Here is a 26,830-nt window from a genome sequence, read left to right as displayed (position 1 = left end):
GCCTGATGCGCGCGATAACTCTTGCCGAACCCGATGATTTCGACGGCTGGCGCGATGCCGCGCGCAGTCTCGCGGCCGCGGGCGTGCCGCCCGAGGACGTGGTCTGGCAGGGGGCGGGCAACCCGAACGACCTGTTCGCGGCGACCGCTGACACGACGGTGCCCACTGGTCCCGCCTTTGCCGTGCCGCGCGCGTTTATCGATCTGGCGAAGAAAGTCGTGCTCCACAGCGATCCCGATCGCTTCGCCTTGCTCTACACGCTGCTCGCGCGGATTCGCGTGCAGCCGGGCGCGATCGAGGATCATGCCGATCCGCTGCTCCGGCGGCTCGAGCATCTCGCGCAGGAGGTGCGCAAGGACATCCACAAGATGCGCGCGTTCCTGCGGTTCCGCGAAGTCGAGGAGGGCGGGGAGTCACGTTTCGTCGCATGGTTCGAGCCCGAGCATCATATCGTGCGCGCCAATGCCGGCTTCTTCCTCGACCGGTTTGCCAGCATGCGCTGGTCGATCCTCACGCCCGAGCTGTCGCTGCATTGGGATGGCGAGACGCTTGCCGAGGGACCCGGCGCAGCGAAGGGCGATGCGCCCGACGGCGATCGGATCGAAGAGGTGTGGAAGACCTATTATGCCTCGATCTTCAACCCGGCGCGCCTGAAGATCGGCGCGATGCTGAAGGAGATGCCGCGCAAATATTGGAAGAATATGCCCGAGACCGCGCTGGTGCCGGGGCTGATCGCGGGCGCGCAGGCGCGCGAGAGTGGGATGATGGCGACGGCACAGACCAAGCGCGACATCGGCGACAACATCGACGCGGCGGGGGCGGCTTTGCGTGACGAGGCGGCGGGTTGCACACGCTGCTCGCTGTACAAGCCCGCGACGCAGACGGTGTTCGGCGAAGGGCCGGTCGATGCCAGCCTGATGTTCGTGGGCGAGCAGCCGGGCGATCAGGAGGATCTGGCGGGGCGGCCGTTCGTCGGGCCGGCGGGGCAAGTGTTCGACCGTGCGCTCGCGGCGGCGGGGATCGATCGCGCGGGTGTCTACGTCACCAACGCGGTCAAGCACTTCAAGTTCGAGCCGCGCGGCAAGCGGCGCATCCACGCCAAGCCCGACGCCGGCGAAATCGACGCGTGCCGTTGGTGGGTCGAGCAGGAGCAGTTGCTCGTGCGCCCGCAGGTGACGGTGGCGCTCGGCGCGACGGCGGCGCGCAGCCTGTTCGGGCGCGTCGTGACGATCGGTAAGGAGCGCGGGCGCGCGCTGACGCTGCCCGGTGGGGGCGAAGCGTGGATCACCGTGCATCCAAGCTATTTGCTGCGCATTCCGGATCGCGCAGCGGCGGATGCGGAATATGCGCGCTTCGTCGAGGATCTGCAGCGCGTAGGGGAGCGGGTGGCGTAGCGCCACGGTTTACAGCGGCAAGGTCGCCTGCTCGCTCGTCTCTTCCCCTTCGATGATCCCGGACAGCGTCAGCCCGAGCAGGCGCACCCCGAGCGGAACGGGAAACTGCGCGTCGAGCAGTTCGCGCCCGCCCGCGACGAAGCTCTCGCGATCGAACGCGCCGCGGCTCAGCGAGTGCGCGCGGGTGATCGTGCGGAAATCCGAGAAGCGCAGCTTGAGCGTGACCGTGCGGCCGCGCACGCCGTGCCGCTCGATCCGCACCAGCGCCGCCTCGGCGACACGGTCGAGCGCGGCGTGGAGATCGGCGGGCGACGCGATGTCGGTCTCGAAGGTACGTTCGGCGCCGACCGACTTGGTGGCGCGGTTGCTGCGCACCGGGCGATGGTCGATCCCGCGCGCGGCGCCGTAGAGATAGTCGGCATAGCTGCCGAAATGCGCGTGAAGGAAGGCGAGCGGCTGCTCGAGCAGATCGGCGCCGGTCTCGATCCCGAGTGCCGCCATCCGCGTCGCGGTCACCGGGCCGACGCCGTGGAAGCGCTTGACGGGCAGGCTCGCGACGAACGCCGCGCCGCGCGCGGGCGGGATGACGCAGATGCCGTCGGGCTTGTTCTGGTCCGAGGCGAGCTTGGCGATGAACTTGTTGTAGCTCACCCCCGCCGACGCGGTGAGGCGCGTCTCGGCCTTGATCCGCGCGCGGATCTGTTCGGCGATCGCCTTGGCCGAGCCGAGGCCGTGGCGGTCCTCGGTCACGTCGAGATACGCCTCGTCGAGCGAAAGCGGTTCGATCAGGTCGGTATAATCGGCGAAGATCGCGCGGATCTGCTGCGAGATCGCGCCGTAGACGTCGAAGCGCGGCGGCACGAACACGAGGTCGGGGCAGCGCCGGAGCGCGGTAACCGACGGCATTGCCGAGCGCACACCGAAGACGCGCGCCTCATAGCTTGCCGCCGCGACGACACCGCGCGCGCGCGATCCGCCGACTGCGACAGGGCGGCCGCGCAACGACGGCTCGTCGCGCTGTTCGACCGAGGCGTAAAAGGCATCCATGTCGATGTGGATGATCTTGCGCTGTGCGGGAGGGGGGGCGTCTTCGGAGTCGGCCATGCTTCGCGTAACGCTACTCGCCGAAGAGATTAGGTGGGGAGCTTCTGTTGCTCGGTGCCCCCCGGACCGCCGGTGTCCGCTTCTGTTGCCCGGTGCGGCCCGGACCGCGCTCTTGTAGGTGTAACTTAGGCCGTTAAGCCTTAGTGTTACGCCGCAATTGCGAGTGCATGGTTATCGTTTGCACTTGTGGTTATGAGCCTTGAACAGGTTACTCAGCCTGGGCAAAAACAGCGCCTTTCAATACACGTCGATCCTAGTTCGACCCCGTCAGAGCCCCTCTGGAGAGAGGGGTTTTGGTGGAGTCGCCGGGTACTGCCCCCGGGTCCGCTGCATCTATTCTACGCCGCACTTTATCACCATAGCCGGGCAAGCCCGGCACGATCGATATAGGCATGTTACAGCCGCGTGAAAAGGGGCGATGAAAGCGGTCATCGCAACGTGAGCAAAAGGCCCGGTTTGACACCTTCCGCCTTTCACTCGCCACAAATCGGGTGCATGGGGTATAGTATCATGTTGACGCAACGTTCCCGCTACGCGCTCCGCGCGATGATGTTCCTGGCCGAAGCCCCCGCCGGAAGCCCCCCGATCCCGATGAACCGCATCGCCGCCGAGGCGAACGTGCCGCGCAAGTTCCTCGAACTGATCCTCGCCGATCTGCGTGAGGCCGGGTTCCTGCACAGCCATCGCGGCAAGATGGGCGGCTATTGCCTGTCGCGCCCGCCGCACCTGATCTCGCTCGGCGAGATCATCCGCGTGATCGAAGGGCCGCTCGCGCTGGTGCCGTGCGTCAGCCGTACCGCGTATCGCTCGTGCAAGGACTGCAAGGACGAGGCGAGCTGCGCGATTCGCCACGCGATGATGCGCGTACGCGACGAGACCGCGCGGATTTTAGATGGCACCAGCCTGGCGGATGCGACTGCAGAGGAACTGGTCGCGGCCTGACGTGCTCCCCTCCCCTTTAGGGGAGGGGCTGGGGGTGGGGCGGAGTCTCACCGAGACCTGACCCGTGCTTATACGTCCCCACCCCAACCCCTCCCCTGAAGGGGAGGGGCTATCCGAGGTTTACGGCCGCTTCTTCAGCTCGTCGCGGATCTCGCGCAGCAGCGTGACGTCGGTCGGCTCGACCGGTTCGGCGATCACCTCGGGAGCCTTGGACATCAGCCGATTCACCGCCCGCACGATCAAGAAGATGATAAAGGCGACGATCAGGAAGTTCACCGCGGCGGTGACGAACGCGCCATAGCCGAACAGCGGCACGCCGGCCTTTTTCAGCGCTGCATAATCGGACGATCCCGCAAGTGCCGGCGGCACCTTGCCCAGCACGACGAAATAGCTCGAAAAATCGAGTCCGCCGAAGATCTTGCCGATGATCGGCATGATCACGTCGTCGGTCAGCGAGGTCACGATCTTGCCGAACGCCGCGCCGATGATCACCGCGACGGCGAGATCGAGCACGTTCCCCCGAGCGATGAATGCCTTGAACTCCTTGAACATCGCGCGGCCCCTTCCGATTTCATTTCGCGAGGCCACCGTACCCAGCTATCATGGTGACGCAAGATCTGAAGGGATCCCTACGACATGAAGTACCGCACTCCGCTCGTTCTCCTCGGCGCCGTCACCTTGGCCGGCTGCGGGCTCAACAGCGTTCCGACCGCGGAAGAGAATGCCAAGGCCAAATGGGCCGACGTCGAGAATTACTATCAGCGCCGCGCCGACCTCATCCCCAACCTCGTCTCGACGGTGAAGGCTGCCGGCGCGCAGGAGAAGTCGATCCTCGTCGAAGTGACCCAGGCGCGCGCCTCGGCGTCGCAGGTCAAGGTGTCGGGCGCCGATCTGAGCGATCCTGCCAAGGTCGCCAGTTACGAGAAGGCGCAGGCCGGCGTGACGATGTCGCTCCAGCGTCTCCAGGAAGCCTATCCCGAGCTCAAGTCGCAGGGCAATTATGCCACGCTGATGACGCAGCTCGAAGGCACCGAGAACCGCATCTCGACCGCGCGCCACGATTATAACGACGCGGTGCAATCGTATAACACGACGATCCGCACGTTCCCCGACGCGATCGGCGCCAAGATGTTCTACGGCGCGAAGCCGCTGGTGCCGTTCAAGGCGACGAGCGCAGGCGCGGAAGAGGCACCTGCGGTCAATTTCGGCAACACCAATTAAAGTAACCGGGCCCAAGGCCCTGAAGGCGATGTGATGCCGATGCGCCTGATTCAGGCCTTGCTTGCGACGTTGGTCGCGCTGCTGTTGGGGCTCGTCCCGGCAGCGGCGCAGACCTATCCGAAATTCACTGGGTTGGTGGTCGATGCCGCCAACGTGTTGCCGGCGGCGACCAAGGCCGATCTCACGGCCAAGCTCGAGGCGCTGCAGAAGGACACCAAGCGACAACTGGTCGTCGCGACGATTCCCGATCTGCAGGGGCGCGAGCTGTCGGAATATGGCGTTGGGCTGGGGCGTGCCTGGGGCGTTGGCCTGAAGGACGTGAACAACGGCGCGATCCTGATGATCGCGCCGAACGAGGCGGCTGGCCATCGCGGGCCCCGGCTCGAGGTGGGCTATGGTCTAGAACCCTTCCTGACCGATGCCTTTTCGGGCGTGATGATCCGCGAGACAATGCTGCCGCTGCTCAAGAAGCAGCCGAGCGATATTCCCGGCGCGATGGAGGCGGGCACCGATGCCGTGATAGCGCAACTGCGCGCATCGCCCGAGGAGCAGAAGGCCAATCTCGACAAGGCAGCGGCCTCGTTCGACGCGAGCCACAAGCGCAGCACGCGCAGTGGTGGCGGCGTGCCGTTCGGGCTGATCTTCTGGGGCCTTGTGATCGGCTTCGTCATCCTGTCGAGCCTGCGCCGGCGCGGCGGCGGTCAGCAATATCATGACGGAGTCGGATCGGCGGTACTGTGGGGCGCGATGCTCGGCGGGCTCGGCGGCGGGGACTCACGTCGCGACTCCGGCTGGGGCGGCGGGGGCGGCGGCGGCGGTTCCGACGGGAGCTGGGGCGGCGGTGGCTTCACCGGCGGCGGCGGCGGATCCTTTGGGGGCGGTGGCGCCTCGGGAGACTGGTAATGCCGCGCACCGCTCATCTGACCGCGGACGACCACGCGCTCGTCCTCGCGGCGGTGAAGGCCGCCGAGGCGGGGACCGACGGCGAGATCGTGACGATCGTCAGCGATCGCTCGGACGAGTATCGCGATGCCGCATTGCATTATGCGGTGGCAGCGATGCTGCTCGTCGTCGCCCTGTTCGCGATCGATCCGGCGGCGATCGAACGCTGGCTCGGGGGATTGTCGGGGGAGTGGGATGCGCCGGCCGATCCGCGCCTCCTGCTGTCGGCGTTGCTCGTGGTCGAGGCGATCGTTTTCCTGATCGTCCGGTATGCGCTCGGCAACGCCGCGTGGCGGATTGCCTTGGTGCCCAAGGCGACGCGGGCGCGGCGCGTCCGACGTCGCGCGATCCAGTATTTCAAGGTCAGCGCCGAGCGGCGCACTGCGGCGCGCGTCGGCATCCTGCTGTACTTGTCGCGCGACGAGCGCATGGCGGAAATCGTTGCCGACGAGGCGATCCACCGGGCAGTCCCGGCCGAACGCTGGGGCGCGGCGATGGCGGCACTGGTCGCTGAATCGCGCGCCGGGCGACCCGCCGCCGGCATGGCCGCGGCGGTCGGGCAGATCGGCCTGATCCTCTCGGAAACCTTCCCCAAGACCGCCGACGACCGCAACGAACTTCCTGACAGGCTGATCGAAGTATGACCGCAGAGACGGTGTGGGACGGCAAGTTCATTCGGGTCATCAAGGACGGTACCTGGGAATATGTGACGCGCGCGCGCGGGATCGGCGCCGCGGTCATCCTGGCAATCGACGATGGCGCGGTGATTTTGGTCGAGCAATATCGCGTGCCGCTCGGGCGGCGCTGTATCGAGCTTCCAGCCGGACTGGTCGGCGATGAGACCGAGGGCGAAAGCATTCACACCTCCGCTGCCCGCGAGCTGGAGGAAGAAACCGGTTATGCCGCGACTGCGATCGAATCGATCGGCTTTTTCCATTCGTCGCCGGGGATGGTGTCCGAAGGCTTTACCCTCGTCCGCGCGACAGGGCTGACCAAGGTGAGCGCCGGCGGCGGCGTCGACGGTGAAAACATCACCGTGCACCGCGTTCCGCTCGGCGAGATCGCCGCGTTCGTTGCCGCCAAGCGCAGCGAGGGTGTCGCGATCGACGTGAAGATGCTGCTGTTGCTCAGCGGCGGAATTCTGGCGGCCTGATCCGCCCCGCAGTGGCTGTCTCGCAGCCGTAGCGACGGAGCGCTACGGCACGACGCGTTCAGAGCCCAACCGCAATCAGCGAAAATTGTCGGCGTAGCTCTGCAGCTTGAGCGTGCGGGTCGGCGCGGGCACGACGGTGAAGGCGAGGCCTTCGCGCTCGGCATAAGCGATCGCGGCGTCCTGTGTCGGGAAGCTCAGCCGCACCTGGTCGCGCGTGTCGCCAGATCCGGCCCAACCGGTCAGCGGGTCGGCCTGCTTGGCCTCGGCGGGGGCGAAATCGAGCACCCAGCTGGTGGTGCGGGCACGGCCCGACGACATGGCGTTCTTGGGGCGCTGATAGATTCTGGCGATCGACATGGGGTCTCCTTATCGTGCTTCTTGACGCCGCGCATCTGCGTTTTTCGTGCGCAGTGTCGCAGAGGCTGCGGCGGGGTCGTCGGGCCAAGGGTGGCGCGGATAGCGGCCGCGCATTTCCTTGGCGACCGCCGACCAGCTTCCCGCCCAGAAGCCCGGTAGATCGCGCGTCGTCTGGATCGGCCGCCCGCCGGGCGAGGTGAGGCTCAGCACGAGCGCCACGCGCCCACCCGCGATCATTGGATGCGTCGCGAGCCCGAACAGCGTCTGCGGGCGCAGATCGACGCGCGGGCCGCCCTCGGCGTCATAATCGATCGGATGGCTCGATCCCGCCGGGCTGGTGAAATGCGTCGGGGCGAGGCGGTCGATCGTTTTCAGCGCGTCCCAGCCGATGAGCGTGCGCAAGGCTTCGGTCAGCGCGCCGGAGTCGATCGTGTCGAGGCGGCGCTTGCCGGCGAGCAGCGGGGTGAGCCATTCGTAGGCGCGTTCCAGCAGTGCGGTATCGTCGAGCGCGAGTTCGGCGCCGCCATGCGCCTGCGCGAAGGCGGCGCGGTGGCGCAGCGCGAGCGCGGCGTCGCTCCACGGCAAGCGCGCGAGCCCGGTCGCGTTGACGCCTTCGAGCAGCGCGGCGGCGATTGCATCCGGGTCGGCGTTCGCATCGGGGCCGCTCGACAGTCGCAGCGACCCCAGGCGACGCTCGCGCAGCGCGCGGATGCCGCCGGTCGCCGGGTCGAACGTGACCGTGCGATGCGTCGCGATCCGATCGCCGAACAGCGATTCGATCGTTGCGAGGTCGAGCGCGGCGGCCGAGAGGATCCATGCACCCGAGGCCATGCCCTGCGTTTCGGCGACGGCGAGCCATTCCGCGCGCGCGAGGCTGGTGGTCGGATCGAGCTTGAAGCCGCGCCCGCCGACCGACGCCCAGGTTTCGCCCGAGCTGTCGCGGCGCCGTGCGATCCGGTCGGGGAAGGCGAGCGCGATGGCGACGGCTTCTTCTCCCCCCCCCGCTTGCGAGTGTTGGGTGAACAGCGCCCCGCGCTGTTCAGGCTGTGCCTGGGGCACAGCCGACCCAGCACGGGGGGTGGGGGGTGGGCTCGCGCTATCGCCGTTCGCGCCGGTTGAAAGCGCGCGCCCACCCCCAGCCCCGCTCGCGAGCGGGAGGGGAGAGAGTGTGGCCCACCGCTTCGCCAATTTCCGCCCGGCCTCCGCACGTGGCCCCCGTTCGCTGCGCCAGCGGCGGCGCCGCGTCTCGAGGTCGACATCGGTCCCGCCAAGCCCGCGCTCGCCGAGCAGCACCGCGACGTCCGCAGCGACGTCGGCCAGACCCAGCGCGCCGGCGCGCACCAGCATATGGCCCAACCGCGGCGCAAGCGGGAGGCGCGCAATCGCCTGGCCGTGGGGCGTCGGGCGCCCGTCCTCGTCGAGCGCGTCGAGCGCCGACAGCCGCGCGCGCGCTTCCTGAACCGCGGCTTCGGGCGGCGCGTCGAGCCACCGCAGGCTCCGCGGATCGGCGACTCCCCACAGCGCGCAGTCGAGCGTCAGGGCGGACAGATCGGCCTCGAGGATTTCGGGCGGGTCGAAGCGCGGGAGGCCGGCGGTCGCGGCTTCCTCCCACAGCCGATACGCGACGCCCGGGGTCTGGCGCGCGGCACGCCCCGCGCGCTGCGTCACCGCCGCCTGGCTCGCGCGCTCAGTGACGAGCCGCGTCATCCCGGCGGCGCGATCGTAGCGCGGACGGCGCGCGAGCCCCGAATCGACCACCACCGAGATGCCGTCGAGCGTCAGGCTGGTCTCGGCGATCGAGGTCGCGAGCACGATCTTGCGCCGCCCCGTGGCGTCGGGCGCGATCGCCGCGCGCTGGGCGGCGGGGTCGAGGCTGCCATGCAGCTTATGGAGGACGATGCCATCGCCCAAGCCGTCGAGCCGTTCGGCGGTGCGCTCGATCTCGGCGACGCCCGGCAGGAACGCAAGAATCCCGCCGCTTTGCTCGCGCAAGGCGAGGCGCACTGCGGCGGCGACCGAATCCTCGATCCGCGCCTCGGCCGCGCGGCCGAGATGGTGCAGCGTCAGCGGGTGCATCCGCCCCGCGCTCTCGATCACCGGCGCGCCGTCCATCAGCCCCGAAAAGCGCGTGCCGTCGAGCGTCGCCGACATTGCCAGCAGCCGCAGATCGGGCCGCAGCCCGGCCTGCGCGTCGAGCGCCAGCGCGAGCCCGAAATCGCTGTCGAGGCTGCGCTCGTGCACCTCGTCAAACAGCACCGCGGATACACCCGCGAGTTCAGGGTCCTGCTGGATGCGGGCGACGAAAATGCCCTCGGTGACAACCGTGACCCGCGTCGCGGCAGAGCGTTTCGAATCCATCCGCGTGGCATAGCCATAGGTGCGTCCGACCGGTTCGCCGGCGGTCGCCGCCATCCGCTCGCCCGCAGCCCGCGCGGCAAGGCGGCGCGGGGAGAGCAACAGGATCTCGCCGCTGCACCACGCTTGGTCGAGCAGGGCAGGGGCGACCGCGGTCGTCTTGCCCGCGCCGGGCGGCGCGACGAGCACCGCATTGCTGGTGTCGCGCAACGTCGCGAGCAGACCGGGCAGGACGGCGAGGATCGGCAGCGTCATGTCGACCGACGCACACGGAAAGGGGGAGCGGAAGCGACCACGATGCACCGCGCTGTGCCCGATCGTGCAGCGCGAGAACAGCGCGTTGTTGGGGGAGCATCCGAGCGGTACGCGGGAACCGCGACTTGCGTCCCAACGTCCTAGTATATCCCGCAATCGCGATGCTAGGCGGGTGCCCAGAGTTTCGGAGAACGTCGTGGCCAGCCATTCGCACAATCATGGACATTCGCACGGCCATTCGCACGGGGGCGGGCATAGCCATGCCGGGCACGATCACGGCCCGCCGGCCGAGGGGCATGACCGCGCCTTTGCGATCGGCATCACGCTCAACCTCGCCTTCATCGTCGGCGAAGTGGTGTTCGGGCTGATCGCGGGGTCGGTCGCGTTGCTGGCGGATGCCGGGCACAATCTGTCCGACGTGCTCGGACTCTGTGCGGCGTGGGCAGCGATCGCGCTCGGGCGGCGTGCGGCGTCGAAGCGCTTTACCTATGGCCTCAAGGGATCGACGATCCTCGCGGCATTGCTCAACGCGCTGCTGCTGCTCGTCGCGCTCGGCGCGATCGTGCTCGAGGCGGTGCAACGGATCGCGACGCCGGCGCCGGTCGATGGGCCGATCGTCGCCTGGGTGGCGGGGGCGGGGATCCTCGTCAACGGGGCGACGGCGCTGCTGTTCATGCGCGGTCGCAAGGGCGACCTCAACATTCGCGGCGCCTATCTCCACATGGCGAGCGACGCGATGGTGTCGGCGGGGGTCGTCGTCTCGGGACTGGTGATCTGGCTCTCGGGCGCGACCTGGATCGATCCGATCGTCAGCATCGTCATCGCCGTACTGATCTTCCTGCAGACCTGGGGCCTGCTCCGCGAATCGGTCGAGATGGCGCTGGCGGCGGTGCCGCGCAGCATCGATTCGGACGAAGTCTGGGAGGAATTGCGCGAGCTGCCCGGCGTCGCGCGCGTCCATCACGTCCATATCTGGCCGATGAGCACGACCGAAACCGTGCTGACCGCGCATCTCGTCATGCCCGACGGGCATCCGGGCGACGCGTTTCTCGACCGCGCGCGCGCCATGCTCAAGGAGCGTTTCGGGATCGGTCATGCGACGTTGCAGGTCGAATTGGTCGGTGCCGAGGCGCAGACCGCCAAATCGGGCTGTCAGACGTCGCCGCTCAGCGCCTGAACAGCGCCACCACCGCATCGAACAAGGTCGCGCCGGCGAGTGGCCCGACCAGCAGCATCAGCAGGTTGAAACCGATGATCCAGGCGGTCACCGATTCGGCGCGCTTGTTCTGGCGCGGGGCGGGTTTGGGTTCGGGCCGTTCGGGCGGGGTCCATTCGTTCTGGAAATCGACGAACATGCTCGATGCTCCTGTGCCGCGCCCGCGCCACTATGCGCCATTCCGCACAATTGGAAAGTGGCAACGACCGCCGAAGCGGCGACGTTAGCGGATCAATATGCGCGGGCGATCGCGAATTCGACGGCCTCGACCATCGCGTCCTTGGCCTTGCCATTGGCGAAGATGCCGAGCGCATCGATCGCGCGCTGGCCATAATGGCGTGCGCGCGCGAGCGTGTCGTCGACCGCGCGCGTCGTGCGGACCAGCTCGATCGCGCGCGCGAAATCCTCGTCGCGGTTGCGATGCCCCTCGATCGCGGCCTTCCAGAAGACCCGGTCGTCGCCCGTGCTGCGGGCGTAGGCGAGAATCACCGGCAGCGTTGCCTTGCCTTCGCGGAAATCGTCGCCGGCATCCTTGCCCATCGTGCCCGCGTCCGAGACATAGTCGATCGCGTCGTCGACCAGCTGGAATGCGATGCCGAGGTTACGGCCATACGAATCGAGCGCGAGCTCTTCGGCCTCGGGTCGCTCGGCGACCACGGCTGACACGCGGCACGCGGCGGCGAACAGTGCGGCGGTCTTTGCGCCGATGATGTCGAGATAGCGTTCCTCGGGCGTTTCGATCCGGCGCGCGGCGGTAAGTTGGTTGACCTCGCCCTCGGCGATGATCGCGCTCGCGCCCGCGAGGATCCCGAGGACCTTGAGCGAACCGTCCTCGACCATCAGCTCGAACGAGCGGCTGAACAGGAAATCGCCGACCAGCACGCTCGCCGGATTGCCCCAGATCAGGTTGGCGGTGCGTTTCCCGCGCCGCAGGTCGGAGCCGTCGACGACATCGTCATGCAGCAGCGTGGCGGTGTGGATGAACTCGACCGCGGCGGCGAGGCGGTGATGGCGCGTGCCGGTATAGCCCAGCAGCCGCGCGCTCGCGAGCGTCAGCATCGGGCGCATCCGCTTGCCCCCACCGGCGATGAGATGGCCGGCAAGTTCCGGGATCAACGGAATCTCGGACTGCATCCGCGACAGGATCACGGCATTCACCATGTTCATGTCACCGGTGACGAGTTGCACCATCGGCTCCAGCGAGGGCTGGGCGCGGCTCGGATCGAGGCGGAGAAGGGTGGCGCTCATGTGGGCTGCGATGTGGCCGCGCGCGCGCCCAAAGGCAAGCGTTTCCCGGCTTGCATGGGTCCCCCCGTGCCCGCAATAGGGCGAGGACATCAGATGGGGAGCAGTCGGTGGCCGACGAGACGCTGAACGGATACCGCCAGAGCATCGACAATATCGATGCGGCGTTGGTCTTCCTGCTTGCCGAGCGCTTCAAGACGACGCAGGCCGTCGGCCGTTACAAGGCGACCGCGGGCCTGCCGCCGGCCGACCCGGGGCGCGAGGAATCGCAGATCACGCGGCTGCGGGGCTTGGCCAAGCAAGCCGATCTCGATCCCGATTTCAGCGAAAAATTCCTGCGATTCATCATCGACGAAGTGATCCGCCACCACGAGCGCGTGCGCGACGGCGGATAACGCGCCCGACAGCATGCCGACGGGATGCGTCTTGCCGCACGTGCGAAACCGCTTATCGTCGTGCGGGGGCCCGAAGCGTGGGTGGGGGGATAGCGGCGATGGCGACGATCTTGGCAAGCGATGAGGTGCCTGACGGACCGGTGGCGCCGAGCCGCAAGGACATCCAGCTGATCATCACCGCTTCGTCGCTCGGCACGATCTTCGAATGGTATGATTTCTTCATCTACGGCACGCTCGCCGCCTCGGGGATCATCGGCCGGACGTTCTTTCCCGCGCAGAGCGAGCTGCTCCAGACGCTTTATGCCTGGGCCGGTTTCGCGGTCGGATTCGGCTTTCGCCCGCTCGGCGCGATTTTGTTCGGGTTTCTCGGCGACAAGCTCGGGCGCAAATATACGTTTCTCGTGACAATCACGCTGATGGGGCTGGCGACCGCCGGCGTCGGGCTGGTGCCGGGTGCGGCAACGATCGGGCTCGCCGCGCCGTTCGTCGTGATCGGGCTGCGTATCCTGCAGGGGCTTGCGCTCGGCGGCGAATATGGCGGGGCGGCGATCTATGTCGCCGAGCATTCGCCGCCGGGGCGCAGTGGTTATTTCACCAGCTTCATCCAGGCGAGCGTCGCGGGCGGCTTCATCCTCAGCCTCGCGGTCGTGCTGCTGGCCAAGGCGGTGATGCCGGTGGGGGTATGGGATGCGTGGGGCTGGCGCGTGCCGTTCGTCTTCTCGCTCGTCTTGCTCGCGGTGTCGCTGTGGATGCGGCTCAAACTGTCCGAAAGCCCGGTGTTCCAGCAGATGAAGGCGGCGGGCGAGACCGCCAAGAACCCGTTCGTCGAGAGCTTCACCTATCCCGGCAATCTCAAGCGCTTGTTCGTCGCGCTGTTCGGCATCGCCGCCGGGCTGACGGTGATCTGGTATACCGCGATGTTCACTGTGCTCTCGTTCCTGCAGGGCACGATGCGCGTCCAGGAGACCGCGGCGCAACTGATCGTCGGTTTCGGGGCGCTCGGCGGGCTCGGCTTCTTCGTGCTGTTCGGCTGGCTGTCGGATCGGGTCGGGCGCAAGACGCCGATCGTTATCGGCTATGCGCTGACGCTGCTGCTGCTTTTCCCGATCTTCTGGGTGATGGGCAGCGCGGCCAATCCCGAACTCGCCCACGCCGCCAAGCGCGCGCCGGTCGTCGTGTCGGGGCCAGCGTGCCAATACGATCTGTTCCCGGCCAAGCCGACCGAATGCCGCCGCCTGCTCGACTATCTGTCGAAAAAGGGTGTGCCTTATACCAAGGCATACACGCCGGTGACGCTGGTGCTGGTCGGCGGCGTTGGCGTCGACGATCTGAGCGACGCCGGGATCGATGCCGCGCTGGCGTCTGGCGGATACGATCTGCGCCCGGTCGTGCCGTCGCCGGGCAATATCGCGCTGATCCTGCTCGCGATCCTAGCGCTCAGCGCGCTCGCCGGGATCACCTATGGCCCGGTCGCGGCGTTGCTCTCCGAGATGTTTCCGCCGCGCATCCGCTACAGTTCGATGTCGATCCCCTATCATTTCGGCACCGGCTATTTCGGCGGGTTCCTGCCATTGATCAGTCAGGTGATCGTCGCGCGGACCGGCAACCCCTATGCCGGGCTGTGGTATACGATCGCGGTGGTTGCGATGGCGCTGGTCGTCACGCTCTACGGGCTCGAGGAAAGCAAGCCTGGGCGGGCAAGCGCCGACTGAACGCCGCACTGGCGCGGCCGCGCCGCGGCGGCTAACCGCTGCGGCATGACCGACGCTCCGCTCCGCCTCCGCCTCGACACCGCCGCGCTCGTCGCGAACTGGCGCGCGCTTGACGCGCTGAGCGGGCAAGCGGCGTGCGGTGCTGCGATCAAGGCCGATGGCTATGGGCTCGGCGCGGTGGGCGTCGCCGCGCGGCTAGCCGACGCCGGATGCCGCGACTTCTTCGTCGCGACCTGGGGAGAGGCCGAGCGCCTCGCCGGGCTCGGGTTCGACGTGGCGGTGCTGCACGGGGTGCGGGCCGAGGACATGGCCGCCGCCGCGCGCGGCATCGCGCGGCCGGTGCTGAACACCGCCGCACACGTCGCGCGCTGGCGCGAGGGCGGTGGTGGTCGGTGCGACGTGATGGTCGATACCGGCATGAACCGGCTCGGCGTATCGGTCGCCGAGGTGCAAGGCGGACTGCTCGACGGGCTCGTGATCGATACGCTGATGAGCCATCTCGCCTGCGCCGACGAGGACAGCGCGATGAACGCGCGCCAGGCCGCCGCGCTGCGCGGGCTCGGCGGACGCACCACGGCGCGACGGCTCAGCCTCGCCAATTCGGCGGGGATCGCACTCGGCGGCGCCTATGCCTTCGACCTGACGCGGCCGGGGCTCGCGCTCTATGGTGGGGTGCCGCGCGGCGAATTGGCGGGGGTGGTCGGGGAGGTCGTGACGCCCGAGGCGCAGATCCTCCAGCGCCGTACGCTCGCGGCGGGAGACTCGATCGGCTACAATGCGCTGTTCACGGCAGCGGCGCCGCTCGAAGTGGCGATCCTCAATATCGGCTATGCCGACGGCTATTGGCGCGGGTTCAGCAATGCCGGGTGCGCGCAGGCCGGCGCGGCTGCGCTGCCGGTAATCGGGCGGGTGTCGATGGACTTGACCGCGATTTCGGTCGCGGCGGCGCCCGAGCTGCGCGAGGGCGACTGGGTCGCGCTCGATTATGCACTGCCGGTCGCGGCGGCTGCGGCCGGGATGTCGCAGTACGAATTGCTGACGGGGCTGGGACGGCGGTTCGAAAGAGTATGGATCGAATAAAAAAAGGGGCCGCAAGCGCGACCCCTTTTCCTTCGATTGTATGTTTCGATCAGAATTTGAACTCGGCGCCCGCATAGAAGAAGCGGCCGGTGTTCGGATAGATCGCGTCGTTGCCCGTGCCCGTCAGATCGTAGGGCGGCAGCTTGTTGGTGAGGTTGTCGACCCCGGCGTAGAAGCGATACTTGTCGGTCGCGTTCACACCGAGACGAACGCTGTGATAGACGATCGGATCATAGAACACGAACGGACGCGCATCGGGGTTGGTCGCGGGGCGACCCTGCGAAGCGAAGAACGTCTCATAGGTGAGCGACGAAACGATCTGCTTGCCGACGTAGCGCGCGTTGTAGTTCAGGTCGACCGGGCCCCATTTGCCGTTGATCGTGAACTGGCCCTGCCACTTCGGATCGCCGAGCGTGCTGTCGATCCGGTCATAGCGTGTCGGCTCGGTGATGTAGCCATACGACAGGCGATCCATCACGTAGCTGACCTGCAGGCGAAGGTTGAGCTGCAGGTTGCTGCGGAACGCGTGAACATAGGCCGCGTCGAAATCGAGGCCACGCGTCGCCAGCTTGGCGACGTTGAACGGCTGGTTGATGAAGCCGTTGCCGTTACCCGCCAATCCGAACGTGAACTGCGACGTGTCGATCGTGCGCGAGGTCTGACCGTTGAAGGTCAGATTGGTCGTTGGATCGGTCGTCGTGCGGCGGAAGACTGCCGCGCAGAACGTGTTGTTGATGCCGCCCGGATCGTCATAGCAGCGGTTGATGATCGCCTGGCCGGTGAGGCCGGAGATCACGTTCTTCACGCGGATGTTGTAATAGGTCAGCTTGAAGTTCAGCCCCGGCACATAGTGCGGCGCATAGTTCATGCTGGTCGTGAAGCTCAGGCCGACTTCAGGCGTGAGGTTGGGGTTGCCCTGGTTGACACCAGCAACACCCGACGCCGACTGGTTGGTCCACGGCCGCACCAAGGTCGCGCCCGATGCCGGATCCACGAAGGTAATGGTGGTGGGAATACCAGCCGCCGCGCAATTCTTCGCGCGGTTTGGATTGGCGTTGATGTTGTTCCCCGAGTTCGTGCCGCCCGCCTGGTCGCACGGATCGGTCAGGCCGTTGGCGAAGGTGGTCGCCGCGGTCGCATAGAGGTTGGAGAGATTCGGCGCGCGGACCGAGCGTGCCAAGGTGGCGTTGAAGGTCAGGTCGCGGACCGGCGAGTAGATCACCCCGGCATTCCACGCGACGACCGAACCGGTCGTGCCGCCATAATCGGACACGCGGCCAGCGCCTTCGATCGTCAATTCGCGGATGAGCGGCAAGTTGGCGAGGAGCGGCAGACGAAGCTCGCCATAGACTTCCTTGATCTCGACCTTGTTCGGATCGAACGTCGCCGCTGGGTTGAGGAAGGTCGCGCCCGACGCCGTGACCGGATCCTGGCCCGAGAACGCATCCTCGCTCCGATATTCGGCACCGATCGAGAAACCGACCGGGCCGCCGGGCAGCTTGAAGATCCCGCTCGAATCGCCCGAGAGGAATGCCGTTGCGTCGATTTCCTCGGCCCACTGGTTCCGCGTCGAGGTGTAGAGCGTGTAGTTGAGCGCGCGCTGGTCGAAGGCACCCTGACCGAACAGGTTCAACGGGACGCAGGCCGCGTCGTCATTGGTCGTGCTGGCGTCGGCGTTGACCGCGCAGACGACCTTCTGGCCAGTCGAATTGTTCACGAAGTTGCTGCCGGCATAGCCGGTCGGTGCGACCACCGCGTTCACCGCCTTGGCATAGTTTGCGACCAGAACGTTGCCGCCGGTGCGGTAGTAGTTCTCGGTCCGACCGTAGTTGCCGGCGATCTCGTAGTGGAGATTGCCCTTTTCGCTGATGTCGCCCTGAACACCGAGAACGGCGCGATACGTCTGCCGCTTATGGAATTCCGCACGTGTCCCGAAATCGTTGTTGAAGCGGTTGAGCGTGAACGACGTGGCGCCCGGGGCGAGGATCGTCTGCAGCGTCGAGCGCGATGCGGCGGTGAGGAACGGGTTGTTGATGCTGAACGTCGAGGTCAGCGTGCCGCCCGTGAAGCTCGGCTGGGTCGATTGCTGCTCGACATCGACCTTGACATAGGTCGCCTCGAGGAACGGCTTGAAGGCGGGCGAGAAATCGCCGCTCAACATCAGGTTCGCGACATAGCGATCCTGGCTCGGCAGCAACATCGCGTCTTCGACGCCCGTCGCGGTCAAGCCGCCGAGAATCCCGCCGCCGATCGCGCGGTTGTCGACGATGTTGCTGTCCTTCTGCAGCGAACCGTTGGGCTGGAACACGTAATTGTAGGCGAGCGGGCTGCCGGTCGGGGTGTTTTGGCCGGTGCAGATCGCGGCGCGCTGTGCCGCATTGGCCGCAGTCGCGGTGACAGGGCACGACGTCACGACAGTACCGCCGATCGAGCGGTTGCCGAAGACGATGCGGCTGGACACGAACGAGGTGTTCGGAATGCCGTCGAAATTGCGGTTCGGCGCGGTCGTGATCTGGGTCGTGATGAACCCCGGCGTTCCGGTCGTCGCGCCGAGATAATCGCGATCGGCATAGAATACCGAATTCGCCCGCGTATATTCGCCCGAAACGGTGAGGTTGAGACGGCCGTCGAGGAAGTTATGACCGGCGATGCCGCTGATCAGATAGGTGCCGCGATCGCCATAGGTGGTCGCGCCGCCCTGCGCGCGGATGCGCAGGCCGTCAAAATTCTTGCGCAGCACGAAGTTGACGACGCCCGCGATCGCGTCCGATCCATAGATCGCCGAATTGCCGCCGGTGACGAGATCGACGCGTTCGACCAGATCGTAGGGAATCGTGCTGACGTCGGGCGTGTAGCTGCCGGGAACGGCGGTGACCACGCGACGGCCGTTGACCAGCGTCAGCGTGCGCGCAGTGCCGAGACCGCGCAGATCGAGCAGGCTGAGGCCCGCGGTGCCGATGCTGCCGGTCGAGTTTGCCTGGCTGAAGGTCGAGCGAAGCTGCGGGAGCTGGTTCAGCGCGTCGCCGAGCGAAAACGTCGCCGCGTGCGCCGAGGAGTTCAACCGCCGAGATCGTCGTAACGGGAACCGACTGGTCCAATTTGCGCACACGAATGCGCGAACCGGTAACGACAATGTCATCCGGTGCGTTCTCGACGCCGGCGCTCTCGTCGGCAGCCTGCGACCCCGGTGCGGTGGTCGAGCCGGCTGGCGTTGGCGGAGGGGGCGTGATTTGAGCCGCAGCAGGCAAAGCAATAACAAGCGACACGCCGGTAAGGGCGCTCGCAGACAACAGTCTGAGCTTCATCGATAGTTCCCCATTTCCGGGCGGCGGTTCCGCCTGCCCGATGGGGGTAACAAATAAGAAATGTAGGTCCGGCGCAAACCCTACATTTCACAAACCTGAACCAAAGCTGACAGTTTGTTTAACATGTGACCAAAGTGTCACATTCGCCATATCTGCCAAAATAATCGTTGCCGTGGCGCAATGTTTTCTCGCGTTTTACCGCTCCACACACAGCGCAATCCCCATTCCCCCGCCAATACAAAGCGTTGCCAGCCCCTTCCGCGCATCGCGCTTGGCCATCTCGTACAGCAGAGTCGTCAGGACGCGCGCGCCCGAGGCACCGATCGGATGGCCGATCGCGATTGCGCCGCCGTTCACATTGACGCGATCGGGATTCCAGCCGAGTTCCTTGCCGACCGACAGCGCCTGCGCGGCGAACGCCTCGTTCGCTTCGATCAGATCGAGGTCGGCGACGCTCCATCCGGCCTTTTCCAGTGCGCGGCGGGTTGCCGGGACGGGGCCGATTCCCATGATCGACGGATCGACCCCAGCCGACGCCCAGCTCGCAATGCGCGCGAGGATCGGCGAGCCGCGCTTCTCGGCCTCGGCGCGCGTCATTAGCACCAGGGCGGCGGCGCCGTCGTTGAGGCCGCTGGCGTTCGCGGCGGTGACGGTGCCGTCCTTCTTGAACGCCGGGCGTACGCTCGACACGCTTTCGATCGTCGCGCCGGCGCGGATATACTCGTCATCGGCGACGATCGTGTCGCCCTTGCGGCCCTTGATCGTCACGGGGACGATCTCGTCGCGGAAGCGGCCGGCGCCGCGCGCGGCCTCGGCGAGATTCTGCGAGCGGACCGAGAAGGCGTCCTGCGCCTCGCGTGTGATCTGATATTGCTCGGCAAGGTTCTCGGCCGTGATGCCCATGTGATAATTGTTGAACACGTCGGTCAGGCCGTCGCTGATCATCGTGTCGACCAGCGAAAGATTGCCCATCTTGGTACCACCGCGCAGATTCTGCGCGTGCGGGCTGAGCGACATCGATTCCTGCCCGCCCGCGACCATGATGTGCGCGTCGCCGCACGCGATCGCCTGCGCCGCCAGCGCGACCGCGCGCAGGCCCGATCCGCAGACCTGATTGACGCCCCAGGCCGGGATCTCCTTTGGCACGCCCGCCGCCATCGCCGCCTGGCGTGCTGGGTTCTGCCCCTGCGCGGCAGTGAGGACCTGCCCGAGGATGACCTCCGACACTTCGTCGCCCGCGACTCCGGCTTGCGCGAGCGCCGCCTCGATCGCGATCCGCCCGAGCTCGTGCGCTGGCGTCGCGGCGAAGGCGCCAAGGAAGCTGCCGACGGGCGTGCGCTTGGCGGCGGTGATGACGATGTCCTGCATGGCTCTTCTCCGGCGATATGATGTGGCGGCTATTTAGCGGGCGACAGGGCGTTTAACCACCCCGCCAGCGGTTCCCACAATTGCGCGCGTGCGCCGCGCCCGACGATCATCCCGACATGCCCCGCGGCGAGATTGTGGCGATCGGGGAGATTGGCGGCGGTGGCGGCGGGAACGATGCGATCGTTGAGCGAGACGAAATCGATAGTCGCGCAGCGCAGCGCAGTGGGGTCGATCCTGACGCCGGCAATCTGCCAGGCGCCGCTCCCGGGCCGGTCCTGCGCGATGCAATCCTCGAACAGCTGGCGTCCGGCGGCATAGGGGAGGGGAGCGCCGCCATTCGCCCAATCCTCCATTGCGACGAAGCGCTGCGCCGCCGCGCTGCCGGGCTCGATCGCGGCAAACCCCGCATATTTGGCGATCGTGCGCGCCGGATCGAGTCGCCAGAACCCCGACTGCAACACCTCCATCGGGACCAGCCCCAGCGCCTCGCATGCAGGCTTGGCCGATGCCCACAAGCCCGCCATGTCGGCCCGCGCCGCAGCGCCAAACCCCGCAAAATGCCACGGCGCGGCGATCAGCGCCAACCCGGCGACGTCGGTGAGACACGCCGCGGCGAGCGCCAGCGTCCCGCCGAGGCAATAGCCGACGAGGATCGGCGGCGTGTCGAACTTGGCGATCAGCGGCAGCAGCACGCGCGTGACATGCGCGTCGAGATCGAGCGTGGCCCCCGCCGGGGTTTGCGTCCCCCAATCGAGCAGGAACGGGCGATGCCCTTGCGCGGCGAGCCAGCGCAGCAGCGAGACGTCGGGCAGCAGGTCGAGGATATGCGGCGGATTGATCAGCGAGGGGATGAACAGCACCGCACGGCCGGTCGCGCCCTTCGCGCCGTAATCGCGTAGCCGCGCTTTGCCTTTTCGGTAGCGCGCCGGCATCGGCTTGCGCGCGCGGCCGCGCGGCGCGTCTTGATAGGCACGCAGTCCGGCCAGTGCTGCGGCGCGGCGCTCGGGTGCCGTCGCGGTGTCGGCCAGCAGCATTTCCAGGAATAATGGCAGCGGACGCGGGCCGTGTTGCGATGCGGTAATAATTGGTGGTAGGTTCTGCGCAAACATAGGTCGGGGAGCCCTTCTGCATGAAAAAGACCATTCCGGGTGACGGCCCGGTGACGATCAAGAAGTATGCGAACCGCCGGCTCTACAATACCGAGACGTCTTCCTACATCACCCTCGAACATCTCGCCGCGATGACGCGCGAGGGGCGCGACTTCAAGGTGCTCGACGCGAAGACCGAAGAGGATATCACGCACAATATCCTTACCCAGATCATCATGGAGGAGGAACAGCGCGGCCAGACGATGCTGCCGGTCAACTTCCTGCGCCAGCTGATCGCGATGTACGGCGATTCGATGCAGGCGATGGTGCCAGGCTATCTCGAGGCGTCGATGGACAGCTTCCGCCACAACCAGCAGCAGTTCAAGTCGGCGGTCGAGGGCGCGTTCGCGCAGTCGCCGTTCGCCAACACGCCGTTCGCCGAGATCGCCAAGCAGAACATGGCGATGTTCGAGGCGGCGACCGCGGCGTTCAAGCCGGGCGCGGTGCCGGGCGGCGCGGCGAAACCCGCCCCGGCTGCCGCGATGAGCAAGGATGACGAGATCGCCGCGCTCAAGGCCGAACTCGGCCGGTTGAACGAGAAGATCGAGAAGCTCGGCGACTGACGCATGCTGTGGTGGATTGCCGCGGGCGTCGCGGTCGGGATTGCGGTGCTGGCCGGCGTCGCCGACTGGCGGCGCGACCGGCGTGCTGATCTCGACCGGGTCGGTTGGGTCGATTGGCGCTCGACCCAGATGTTCGCGCTGATCGCCGCCGCAGGATGCGCGATCGTCGCGCAGCACGGATAGGAGCGCCGCGGTTCGCATCGGGTAAGGGCGGAGCGCGTTTCGGCCGGGCGGCGTGGTGCGCTGCCCGGCCTCTTCACGCATACCTCGCACCGCATTCACCGCTCATCGGAAGATTGGCGATGCGGGACATGAGCAGAGTCGCCGCTTGGGACTCTCAGACACAGGCTGCCGCGATATGGACGCGCCAACTGATGTCGTCGACAGTGGTTACGACGTGCAGAAGATCGACAGGAGCCGAATGCGGATTTCGCAGTTTGCGGGAAATCCGTTGCTGCCGAAGGCCGCGTCCGATCGCCTGTCGGCCGGAGCGGGGAAGCTCGGGTCAGGCCGCCCGGTATTGTTCAGCGTCACCGGGACCGGCGTTTGGAACGGTCCTTTGGTACCCTTGGGCCACTGCACCGTATATTGCAGCACCTCGGATACTTCCCCGATCGGCGCCAGGCGTTCGATCAGCGAAAGCGGCAGGCCGTAGAATGGAAAGATGCCGCTGCCGAGGGTGACGCGCAGTTTGGGATCCTACGCAACGGTGGGGGTGTAGCTGAGAAACTGGATGTGATCGGGCTGCGGATAGATCGCCGAATCCGCGAGCTTGTATCGGAGGCCAAACTTCTCGGCGGCCTGCTTCAAGATCGCGCGCCCGCTCATATAGGTGATCGGTCCGTTCGGAATATAGTTTCCTTGCGGATCCTGCACATAGGACGGGAGATCGGGTTTGAACTCGATGTTCTGGAAGAAATGAATTCCGACGCCGTATAACGTGATCATGTCACTCTCCGGATAATGATGAGGATCAGTATAGGATTCTATGGACCTTACAGATTACCCGCACTCTGTGCCCTGATTGTATGTGCCTTATCCTCGTGCAGCTCAATAATTACAGGATATTGATGCCGTATATGGCGCAATCTAATGATCGAACCATGCAATTTACATACGTAGAGCGATGACGAACGCCAGATGGTCGATCGATCTGCTTGGTTGGATGGGGGTGCCGGCTGGCGGCATCCCGCAGTTTTCCAGGCGCAGCGTACCCGTCGGACCAGCGCGACACGCTGCGCTCGAATGGCGCGATGCGCTGGCAAATCTGGATCTTTTTTTATCGCGTGCGCGGTGGCGGCTGCCATGAGTCCGGCTTGGTAGACCCGCCATGCGCCCCACGCCCGCGGCGGTTCAGCAGATGTATGCGGGCACGCATGCGCGCGAACGAATCGTACCCTGACTGACCGTTCGCCAACCGGGGCCGTCGTCGTAGTTTCGGTCGTGGGTAGAGGTCCGGCCCAGCTATAGCCGGTCCCAGGCGTGGCGTGGCACCGAGCGCTTCATCACTCCGGCATGGTCGAGCGAATGCGGCTTACAAGCACGCCTCGAGATACGCCTGATCGAACCCGAACGTCCGCGCCTTTTCGAGCGTGTAGGGGCGCAGGCCCATCGAGCGATATTCGCCGATGATCTTTCCGTCGGCCGATTCGTCGAGATACTCGAACTTGAAGAGCTCCTGCGTGACGATCACCGGGCCTTCCATGCCGATCACTTCGGTGACGTTGGTGACGCGGCGCGAGCCGTCGCGCAGGCGCTTCACCTGGATGATCATCTCGACCGAATCGGCGATCTGACGCGAGATCGCTTCCTTGGGCACCTTGATGTCGGACATCATCACCATGTTCTCCATACGCGCGAGCGCCTCGCGCGGGGAGTTGGCGTGGAGCGTACACATCGAGCCGTCGTGACCGGTGTTCATGGCAGCTAACATGTCGAAACACTCGCTGCCGCGGATTTCGCCGAGGATGATGCGATCCGGGCGCATACGCAGCGCGTTCTTGACGAGATCGCGGATGCTGATCTCGCCCTGGCCTTCGAGATTGGCGGGACGCGTTTCGAGCGGGAGCCAGTGCGGCTGCTGCAGGCGAAGTTCGGCCGCGTCCTCGATCGTCAGCACGCGCTCGCCCGGGTCGATCATCTTCGACAAGGCGTTGAGCATCGTCGTCTTGCCCGAGCCGGTACCGCCCGAGATGACGACGTTGAACCGGCACGCGCCGGCTATCTTCAGCGCGGTCGCCATTTTCGGGCTCATCGAACCGAAGCCCGCCATCATGTCGAGCGTGATCGGCTTGGCCGAGAATTTACGAATCGAGATCGCGGTGCCGCGCAGCGACAGCGGCGGGACGATGACGTTGACGCGGGATCCGTCCTTGAGGCGGGCGTCGGCGAGCGGGGTGGTCTGGTCGACGCGACGGCCGACCGAGTTGCAGATGCGCTGCGCAATCTGGAAGAGATGCTCCTCGTCGCGGAACTGAATCTGCGCGAGTTCGAGCTTGCCCTTGCGCTCGACATAGGTCTGCTCGGGGCCGTTGACCATGATGTCGGTGATGTTCGGATCGGCGAGCAATTCCTCGAGCGGCCCGAGCCCGAGCAATTCGTCGACCAACACCTTTTCGAGCGCGAACTGTTCGCGGCGGTTGAGCGTCAGCTTCAGTTCGGCGAGCACTTCGCCGATGATCGGGCGGAATTCCTCGGCGAGTTCGTCCTTGTCGAGCGTTGCCGCCGCCTCGGGATCGACGCGTTCGAGCAGGCGCGGGAGCACCTGCTCCTTGATCTTGTGGATCGAGCTTTCGAAGCCTTCGACCTTCGAGCTGCCCGATTCGCCCGACAACGCCTGGCGGTCGGCGAGGCGCTGCATCGCGTCCTGCTGCATGCCCGGCATCGTGCCGAATGCTTCGGGTTCTGCACCGCTCGGGAGCGGGGGGAACTGCTCGCCCGCGCCGGCCGCCGATTCGCCGTCGGCAGGACGCGAACCGCCGCCCTGCATCGGGCGTGCGACGCCGAACGCGGGTCTCGCGCCTGCGCCCGTCATGCCAGGTCGACGCCCAAATGCACTCATGCCGACAGTTTCCTCATGCTTGGCGACAAGCGTTAGGGGAGAGTGTTTGACATTTTCCTAACCAAACCGCGTGGCGGGGGCCGCGCAGACAGCCAAAACGAAAAACGGGCACCGTCATCGTGATGATGACAGTGCCCGATTGCAGTAGCGTGGAAAGCTTAAGCGGTGCGCTCGGCGAGCACCGTCAGGCCGGTCGCGCTGACCTCGGCGAAACCGCCTTCGATCGCGATCAGCTCGGGCTCGCCCTTTTCGGTGCGATAGACCGACAGCGCGCCGTCGCGGATCGTCGACATGACGGGCGCATGGCCCTCGAGCACGCCGAAATCCCCCTCGGTGCCGGGAACGACGACCATATAGACCTCTTCCGAACGGACGAGCTTCTCAGGGGTGACGAGTTCGAAGTGCAGCATTTCTTGTCTCTCTAAGCCCCTCCCCTTTAGGGGAGGGGTTGGGGTGGGGGACGCAGGCGCAGGTCTCGGTGAGACACGCCCCACCCCCAACCCCTCCCCTGAAGGGGAGGGGCTTGCATAGGATTAGGCTTCCTTGGCCATCTTCTCGGCCTTGGCGATCACTTCGTCGATGCCGCCGACCATGTAGAAGGCGCTCTCGGGCAGGTGATCGTACTCGCCGTCGACCACGGCCTTGAACGACTTCACGGTGTCTTCGACCTGGACGAACTTGCCGCTGATGCCGGTGAAGACCTCTGCGACGTGGAACGGCTGGCTGAGGAAGCGCTGGATCTTGCGAGCGCGCGAAACGGTCGACTTATCTTCTTCCGACAGCTCGTCCATGCCCAGAATCGCGATGATGTCCTGCAGCGACTTGTAGCGCTGCAGCGTCTCCTGGACGCGGCGGGCGGTGTCGTAATGCTCCTGGCCGACGATCGCCGGGGTCAGCACGCGGCTGGTCGAGTCGAGCGGATCGACCGCCGGGTAGATGCCCAGCTCCGAAATCGCGCGGTTGAGGTTGGTCGTCGCGTCCAGATGGGCGAACGAGGTTGCCGGCGCCGGATCGGTAAGATCGTCGGCCGGAACGTAGATCGCCTGCACCGAGGTGATCGAGCCCTTGTTCGTGGACGTGATGCGCTCTTGCAGCGCGCCCATGTCGGTCGACAGCGTCGGCTGATAGCCCACGGCCGACGGAATACGACCGAGCAGTGCCGACACTTCCGAACCCGCCTGGGTGAAGCGGAAGATGTTGTCGACGAAGAACAGAACGTCCTGGCCTTCGACATCGCGGAAATATTCGGCGATCGTCAGGCCCGAGAGCGCGACGCGGGCACGCGCGCCTGGCGGCTCGTTCATCTGGCCGAACACGAGCGCGACCTTCGAACCTTCGGGGGTCGGGTTGCCGTCGGCATCCTTGGCGATGACGCCTGCGTCGAGGAACTCGTGGTACAGATCGTTCCCCTCGCGGGTACGCTCGCCGACGCCGGCGAACACCGAGGTGCCGCCATGCCCCTTGGCGATGTTGTTGATCAGTTCCTGAATGAGCACGGTCTTGCCGACGCCGGCGCCGCCGAACAGGCCGATCTTGCCGCCCTTTGCATACGGCGCGAGCAGATCGATGACCTTGATGCCGGTGACCAGAATCGCGCTCTCGGTCGACTGATCGACGAAGAGGGGGGCCGGGGCGTGGATCGGCATCGTCTCGGTGTGGCCGACCGGGCCGCGCTCGTCGATCGGCTCGCCGATGACGTTGAGGATGCGGCCGAGCGTCTGCGGGCCGACGGGGACGCGGATCTGCGAGCCGGTGTCGGTGACTTCCTGGCCGCGGGTCAGACCCTCGGTCGAGTCCATCGCGATCGTGCGGACGGTGTTCTCACCGAGATGCTGCGCGACTTCGAGCACGAGGCGGTTGCCGTTGTTCGACGTCTCGAGCGCGTTGAGAATCGCGGGGAGGCGATCCTGCTCGAAGGTCACGTCGACGACGGCGCCGATGACCTGGCTGATACGGCCAACGCTGTTCGTAAGCGCCGGGGCGAGTGTGTCTGGGGCGGTTGCCATGATGCTTT

25 protein-coding genes and 1 other RNA gene are annotated in these 26,830 nt (G+C 66.3%); 12 read left to right on the top strand and 14 right to left on the bottom strand.

Annotated features, from left to right (window positions below; all coding sequences use genetic code 11):
- Positions 1–5 precede the first annotated feature (5 nt).
- Entirely contained in the window at positions 6–1,394 is a 1,389-nt protein-coding gene (locus ACVWYO_RS04165; protein ID WP_457348917.1) for a UdgX family uracil-DNA binding protein, read from the top strand.
- A 9-nt stretch (positions 1,395–1,403) separates the two neighbouring features.
- On the opposite strand, the gene dinB is transcribed toward ACVWYO_RS04165, so the two are convergent.
- Together dinB and ssrA are read right to left on the bottom strand one after the other, a co-directional pair.
- Positions 1,404–2,498: a DNA polymerase IV gene (dinB, locus tag ACVWYO_RS04160; RefSeq protein ID WP_457348916.1), complete on the bottom strand. Its 1,095-nt coding sequence runs from the start codon at positions 2,496–2,498 to the stop codon at positions 1,404–1,406.
- Between the two features lie 71 nt (positions 2,499–2,569).
- Positions 2,570–2,914: a transfer-messenger RNA gene (gene ssrA, locus ACVWYO_RS04155) on the bottom strand.
- 94 nt (positions 2,915–3,008) lie between these two features.
- On the opposite strand from ssrA, the gene ACVWYO_RS04150 reads away from it, so the two are divergent.
- Positions 3,009–3,440, top strand: coding sequence for an RrF2 family transcriptional regulator (locus ACVWYO_RS04150; protein WP_457348915.1), 432 nt, complete (start codon positions 3,009–3,011; stop codon positions 3,438–3,440).
- A 120-nt stretch (positions 3,441–3,560) separates the two neighbouring features.
- Here the strand turns inward: ACVWYO_RS04150 and mscL are convergent, their stop codons facing one another.
- Complete coding sequence (gene mscL / locus ACVWYO_RS04145) at positions 3,561–3,992, bottom strand: large conductance mechanosensitive channel protein MscL (protein ID WP_457348914.1); 432 nt, start codon at positions 3,990–3,992, stop codon at positions 3,561–3,563.
- A gap of 84 nt (positions 3,993–4,076) precedes the next feature.
- On the opposite strand from mscL, the gene ACVWYO_RS04140 reads away from it, so the two are divergent.
- From ACVWYO_RS04140 to ACVWYO_RS04125, 4 genes are read left to right on the top strand one after another with little or no spacing between them, the layout of a single operon-like run.
- Positions 4,077–4,661, top strand: coding sequence for a LemA family protein (locus ACVWYO_RS04140; protein WP_457348913.1), 585 nt, complete (start codon positions 4,077–4,079; stop codon positions 4,659–4,661).
- Positions 4,662–4,694: 33 nt separating this feature from the next.
- Positions 4,695–5,564 (top strand): TPM domain-containing protein, encoded by an 870-nt coding sequence (locus ACVWYO_RS04135; RefSeq protein WP_457348912.1) that lies wholly within the window; start codon positions 4,695–4,697, stop codon positions 5,562–5,564.
- On the top strand, positions 5,564–6,247 hold the full coding sequence (locus tag ACVWYO_RS04130; protein ID WP_457348911.1) for a TPM domain-containing protein: 684 nt from the start codon (positions 5,564–5,566) through the stop codon (positions 6,245–6,247). Before ACVWYO_RS04135 ends, ACVWYO_RS04130 begins: the two co-directional genes overlap by 1 nt.
- Positions 6,244–6,756 carry an NUDIX hydrolase gene (locus ACVWYO_RS04125; RefSeq protein WP_457348910.1) on the top strand — a complete coding sequence of 171 codons (513 nt, stop codon included), beginning with the start codon at positions 6,244–6,246 and terminating at the stop codon, positions 6,754–6,756. The genes ACVWYO_RS04130 and ACVWYO_RS04125 overlap by 4 nt, the downstream gene beginning before the upstream one ends.
- Positions 6,757–6,831: 75 nt before the next feature.
- Here the strand turns inward: ACVWYO_RS04125 and ACVWYO_RS04120 are convergent, their stop codons facing one another.
- The gene (locus tag ACVWYO_RS04120; protein ID WP_457348909.1) at positions 6,832–7,113 is read right to left on the bottom strand and encodes an ETC complex I subunit; all 282 of its coding nucleotides are present in this window, start codon (positions 7,111–7,113) and stop codon (positions 6,832–6,834) included.
- 9 nt (positions 7,114–7,122) lie between these two features.
- Entirely contained in the window at positions 7,123–9,723 is a 2,601-nt protein-coding gene (gene hrpB, locus ACVWYO_RS04115) for an ATP-dependent helicase HrpB (RefSeq protein ID WP_457348908.1), read from the bottom strand.
- A 196-nt stretch (positions 9,724–9,919) separates the two neighbouring features.
- Between hrpB and ACVWYO_RS04110 the strand changes: the two genes are divergently transcribed.
- On the top strand, positions 9,920–10,900 hold the full coding sequence (locus ACVWYO_RS04110) for a cation diffusion facilitator family transporter (RefSeq protein WP_457348907.1): 981 nt from the start codon (positions 9,920–9,922) through the stop codon (positions 10,898–10,900).
- Here ACVWYO_RS04110 and ACVWYO_RS04105 read toward each other — a convergent pair.
- Positions 10,890–11,078 carry a hypothetical protein gene (locus ACVWYO_RS04105; RefSeq protein WP_457348906.1) on the bottom strand — a complete coding sequence of 63 codons (189 nt, stop codon included), beginning with the start codon at positions 11,076–11,078 and terminating at the stop codon, positions 10,890–10,892. The two genes, ACVWYO_RS04110 and ACVWYO_RS04105, sit on opposite strands and share 11 nt — an antisense overlap.
- A gap of 92 nt (positions 11,079–11,170) precedes the next feature.
- Positions 11,171–12,187: a polyprenyl synthetase family protein gene (locus ACVWYO_RS04100; RefSeq protein WP_457348905.1), complete on the bottom strand. Its 1,017-nt coding sequence runs from the start codon at positions 12,185–12,187 to the stop codon at positions 11,171–11,173.
- A 107-nt stretch (positions 12,188–12,294) separates the two neighbouring features.
- Between ACVWYO_RS04100 and ACVWYO_RS04095 the strand changes: the two genes are divergently transcribed.
- The 3 genes from ACVWYO_RS04095 to ACVWYO_RS04085 all read left to right on the top strand — a co-directional run bounded on the left by ACVWYO_RS04095 (position 12,295) and on the right by ACVWYO_RS04085 (position 15,371).
- Positions 12,295–12,579 (top strand): chorismate mutase, encoded by a 285-nt coding sequence (locus tag ACVWYO_RS04095; RefSeq protein WP_457348904.1) that lies wholly within the window; start codon positions 12,295–12,297, stop codon positions 12,577–12,579.
- Between the two features lie 98 nt (positions 12,580–12,677).
- The gene (locus ACVWYO_RS04090) at positions 12,678–14,291 is read left to right on the top strand and encodes an MFS transporter (RefSeq protein WP_457348903.1); all 1,614 of its coding nucleotides are present in this window, start codon (positions 12,678–12,680) and stop codon (positions 14,289–14,291) included.
- A 45-nt stretch (positions 14,292–14,336) separates the two neighbouring features.
- On the top strand, positions 14,337–15,371 hold the full coding sequence (locus ACVWYO_RS04085; protein WP_457348902.1) for an alanine racemase: 1,035 nt from the start codon (positions 14,337–14,339) through the stop codon (positions 15,369–15,371).
- Positions 15,372–15,420: 49 nt separating this feature from the next.
- Here the strand turns inward: ACVWYO_RS04085 and ACVWYO_RS04080 are convergent, their stop codons facing one another.
- The 3 genes from ACVWYO_RS04080 to ACVWYO_RS04070 form a co-directional block, all read right to left on the bottom strand.
- On the bottom strand, positions 15,421–18,432 hold the full coding sequence (locus ACVWYO_RS04080; RefSeq protein WP_457348901.1) for a TonB-dependent receptor domain-containing protein: 3,012 nt from the start codon (positions 18,430–18,432) through the stop codon (positions 15,421–15,423).
- A 439-nt stretch (positions 18,433–18,871) separates the two neighbouring features.
- Positions 18,872–20,044, bottom strand: a complete 1,173-nt coding sequence (locus tag ACVWYO_RS04075) for an acetyl-CoA C-acetyltransferase (protein WP_457348900.1) — start codon at positions 20,042–20,044, stop codon at positions 18,872–18,874.
- Positions 20,045–20,073: 29 nt separating this feature from the next.
- Positions 20,074–21,153, bottom strand: coding sequence for an alpha/beta fold hydrolase (locus ACVWYO_RS04070; RefSeq protein WP_457348899.1), 1,080 nt, complete (start codon positions 21,151–21,153; stop codon positions 20,074–20,076).
- A 20-nt stretch (positions 21,154–21,173) separates the two neighbouring features.
- Here ACVWYO_RS04070 and phaR point away from each other — a divergent pair, with 20 nt between their 5' ends.
- Positions 21,174–21,755: a polyhydroxyalkanoate synthesis repressor PhaR gene (phaR, locus tag ACVWYO_RS04065; RefSeq protein ID WP_133186349.1), complete on the top strand. Its 582-nt coding sequence runs from the start codon at positions 21,174–21,176 to the stop codon at positions 21,753–21,755.
- 3 nt (positions 21,756–21,758) lie between these two features.
- Positions 21,759–21,938: a hypothetical protein gene (locus ACVWYO_RS04060; RefSeq protein ID WP_457348898.1), complete on the top strand. Its 180-nt coding sequence runs from the start codon at positions 21,759–21,761 to the stop codon at positions 21,936–21,938.
- Positions 21,939–22,454: 516 nt separating this feature from the next.
- Here ACVWYO_RS04060 and ACVWYO_RS04055 read toward each other — a convergent pair.
- The 4 genes from ACVWYO_RS04055 to atpD all read right to left on the bottom strand — a co-directional run bounded on the left by ACVWYO_RS04055 (position 22,455) and on the right by atpD (position 26,822).
- The gene (locus ACVWYO_RS04055) at positions 22,455–22,703 is read right to left on the bottom strand and encodes a hypothetical protein (RefSeq protein ID WP_457348897.1); all 249 of its coding nucleotides are present in this window, start codon (positions 22,701–22,703) and stop codon (positions 22,455–22,457) included.
- 586 nt (positions 22,704–23,289) lie between these two features.
- A complete protein-coding gene (locus tag ACVWYO_RS04050) occupies positions 23,290–24,816 on the bottom strand; it encodes a CpaF family protein (RefSeq protein ID WP_457348896.1) in 1,527 nt (508 codons plus the stop codon).
- A gap of 158 nt (positions 24,817–24,974) precedes the next feature.
- Complete coding sequence (locus tag ACVWYO_RS04045) at positions 24,975–25,226, bottom strand: ATP synthase F1 subunit epsilon (protein ID WP_426264031.1); 252 nt, start codon at positions 25,224–25,226, stop codon at positions 24,975–24,977.
- Between the two features lie 123 nt (positions 25,227–25,349).
- The gene (gene atpD, locus ACVWYO_RS04040; protein WP_133186355.1) at positions 25,350–26,822 is read right to left on the bottom strand and encodes a F0F1 ATP synthase subunit beta; all 1,473 of its coding nucleotides are present in this window, start codon (positions 26,820–26,822) and stop codon (positions 25,350–25,352) included.
- Positions 26,823–26,830 lie beyond the last annotated feature (8 nt).

The sequence above is a fragment of the Sphingomonas sp. UYP23 genome, assembly GCF_054059235.1.
The sequence above is the reverse complement of the archived record's forward strand: the minus strand, read 5'-3'. Positions and strand labels throughout refer to the sequence as shown.

Coding starts and splice junctions, on each gene's coding strand:
- ACVWYO_RS04165 (WP_457348917.1), top strand. CDS start 6: ATGCGCGCGATAACTCTTGCCGAACCCGATGATTTCGACGGCTGGCGC.
- dinB (WP_457348916.1), bottom strand. CDS start 2,498: ATGGCCGACTCCGAAGACGCCCCCCCTCCCGCACAGCGCAAGATCATC.
- ACVWYO_RS04050 (WP_457348896.1), bottom strand. CDS start 24,816: ATGAGTGCATTTGGGCGTCGACCTGGCATGACGGGCGCAGGCGCGAGA.
- ACVWYO_RS04130 (WP_457348911.1), top strand. CDS start 5,564: ATGCCGCGCACCGCTCATCTGACCGCGGACGACCACGCGCTCGTCCTC.
- ACVWYO_RS04100 (WP_457348905.1), bottom strand. CDS start 12,187: ATGAGCGCCACCCTTCTCCGCCTCGATCCGAGCCGCGCCCAGCCCTCG.
- ACVWYO_RS04140 (WP_457348913.1), top strand. CDS start 4,077: ATGAAGTACCGCACTCCGCTCGTTCTCCTCGGCGCCGTCACCTTGGCC.
- ACVWYO_RS04055 (WP_457348897.1), bottom strand. CDS start 22,703: ATGATCACGTTATACGGCGTCGGAATTCATTTCTTCCAGAACATCGAG.
- ACVWYO_RS04070 (WP_457348899.1), bottom strand. CDS start 21,153: ATGTTTGCGCAGAACCTACCACCAATTATTACCGCATCGCAACACGGC.
- atpD (WP_133186355.1), bottom strand. CDS start 26,822: ATGGCAACCGCCCCAGACACACTCGCCCCGGCGCTTACGAACAGCGTT.
- ACVWYO_RS04045 (WP_426264031.1), bottom strand. CDS start 25,226: ATGCTGCACTTCGAACTCGTCACCCCTGAGAAGCTCGTCCGTTCGGAA.
- mscL (WP_457348914.1), bottom strand. CDS start 3,992: ATGTTCAAGGAGTTCAAGGCATTCATCGCTCGGGGGAACGTGCTCGAT.
- ACVWYO_RS04135 (WP_457348912.1), top strand. CDS start 4,695: ATGCCGATGCGCCTGATTCAGGCCTTGCTTGCGACGTTGGTCGCGCTG.
- ACVWYO_RS04125 (WP_457348910.1), top strand. CDS start 6,244: ATGACCGCAGAGACGGTGTGGGACGGCAAGTTCATTCGGGTCATCAAG.
- ACVWYO_RS04090 (WP_457348903.1), top strand. CDS start 12,678: ATGGCGACGATCTTGGCAAGCGATGAGGTGCCTGACGGACCGGTGGCG.
- hrpB (WP_457348908.1), bottom strand. CDS start 9,723: ATGACGCTGCCGATCCTCGCCGTCCTGCCCGGTCTGCTCGCGACGTTG.
- ACVWYO_RS04085 (WP_457348902.1), top strand. CDS start 14,337: ATGACCGACGCTCCGCTCCGCCTCCGCCTCGACACCGCCGCGCTCGTC.
- ACVWYO_RS04060 (WP_457348898.1), top strand. CDS start 21,759: ATGCTGTGGTGGATTGCCGCGGGCGTCGCGGTCGGGATTGCGGTGCTG.
- ACVWYO_RS04105 (WP_457348906.1), bottom strand. CDS start 11,078: ATGTTCGTCGATTTCCAGAACGAATGGACCCCGCCCGAACGGCCCGAA.
- phaR (WP_133186349.1), top strand. CDS start 21,174: ATGAAAAAGACCATTCCGGGTGACGGCCCGGTGACGATCAAGAAGTAT.
- ACVWYO_RS04075 (WP_457348900.1), bottom strand. CDS start 20,044: ATGCAGGACATCGTCATCACCGCCGCCAAGCGCACGCCCGTCGGCAGC.
- ACVWYO_RS04120 (WP_457348909.1), bottom strand. CDS start 7,113: ATGTCGATCGCCAGAATCTATCAGCGCCCCAAGAACGCCATGTCGTCG.
- ACVWYO_RS04150 (WP_457348915.1), top strand. CDS start 3,009: ATGTTGACGCAACGTTCCCGCTACGCGCTCCGCGCGATGATGTTCCTG.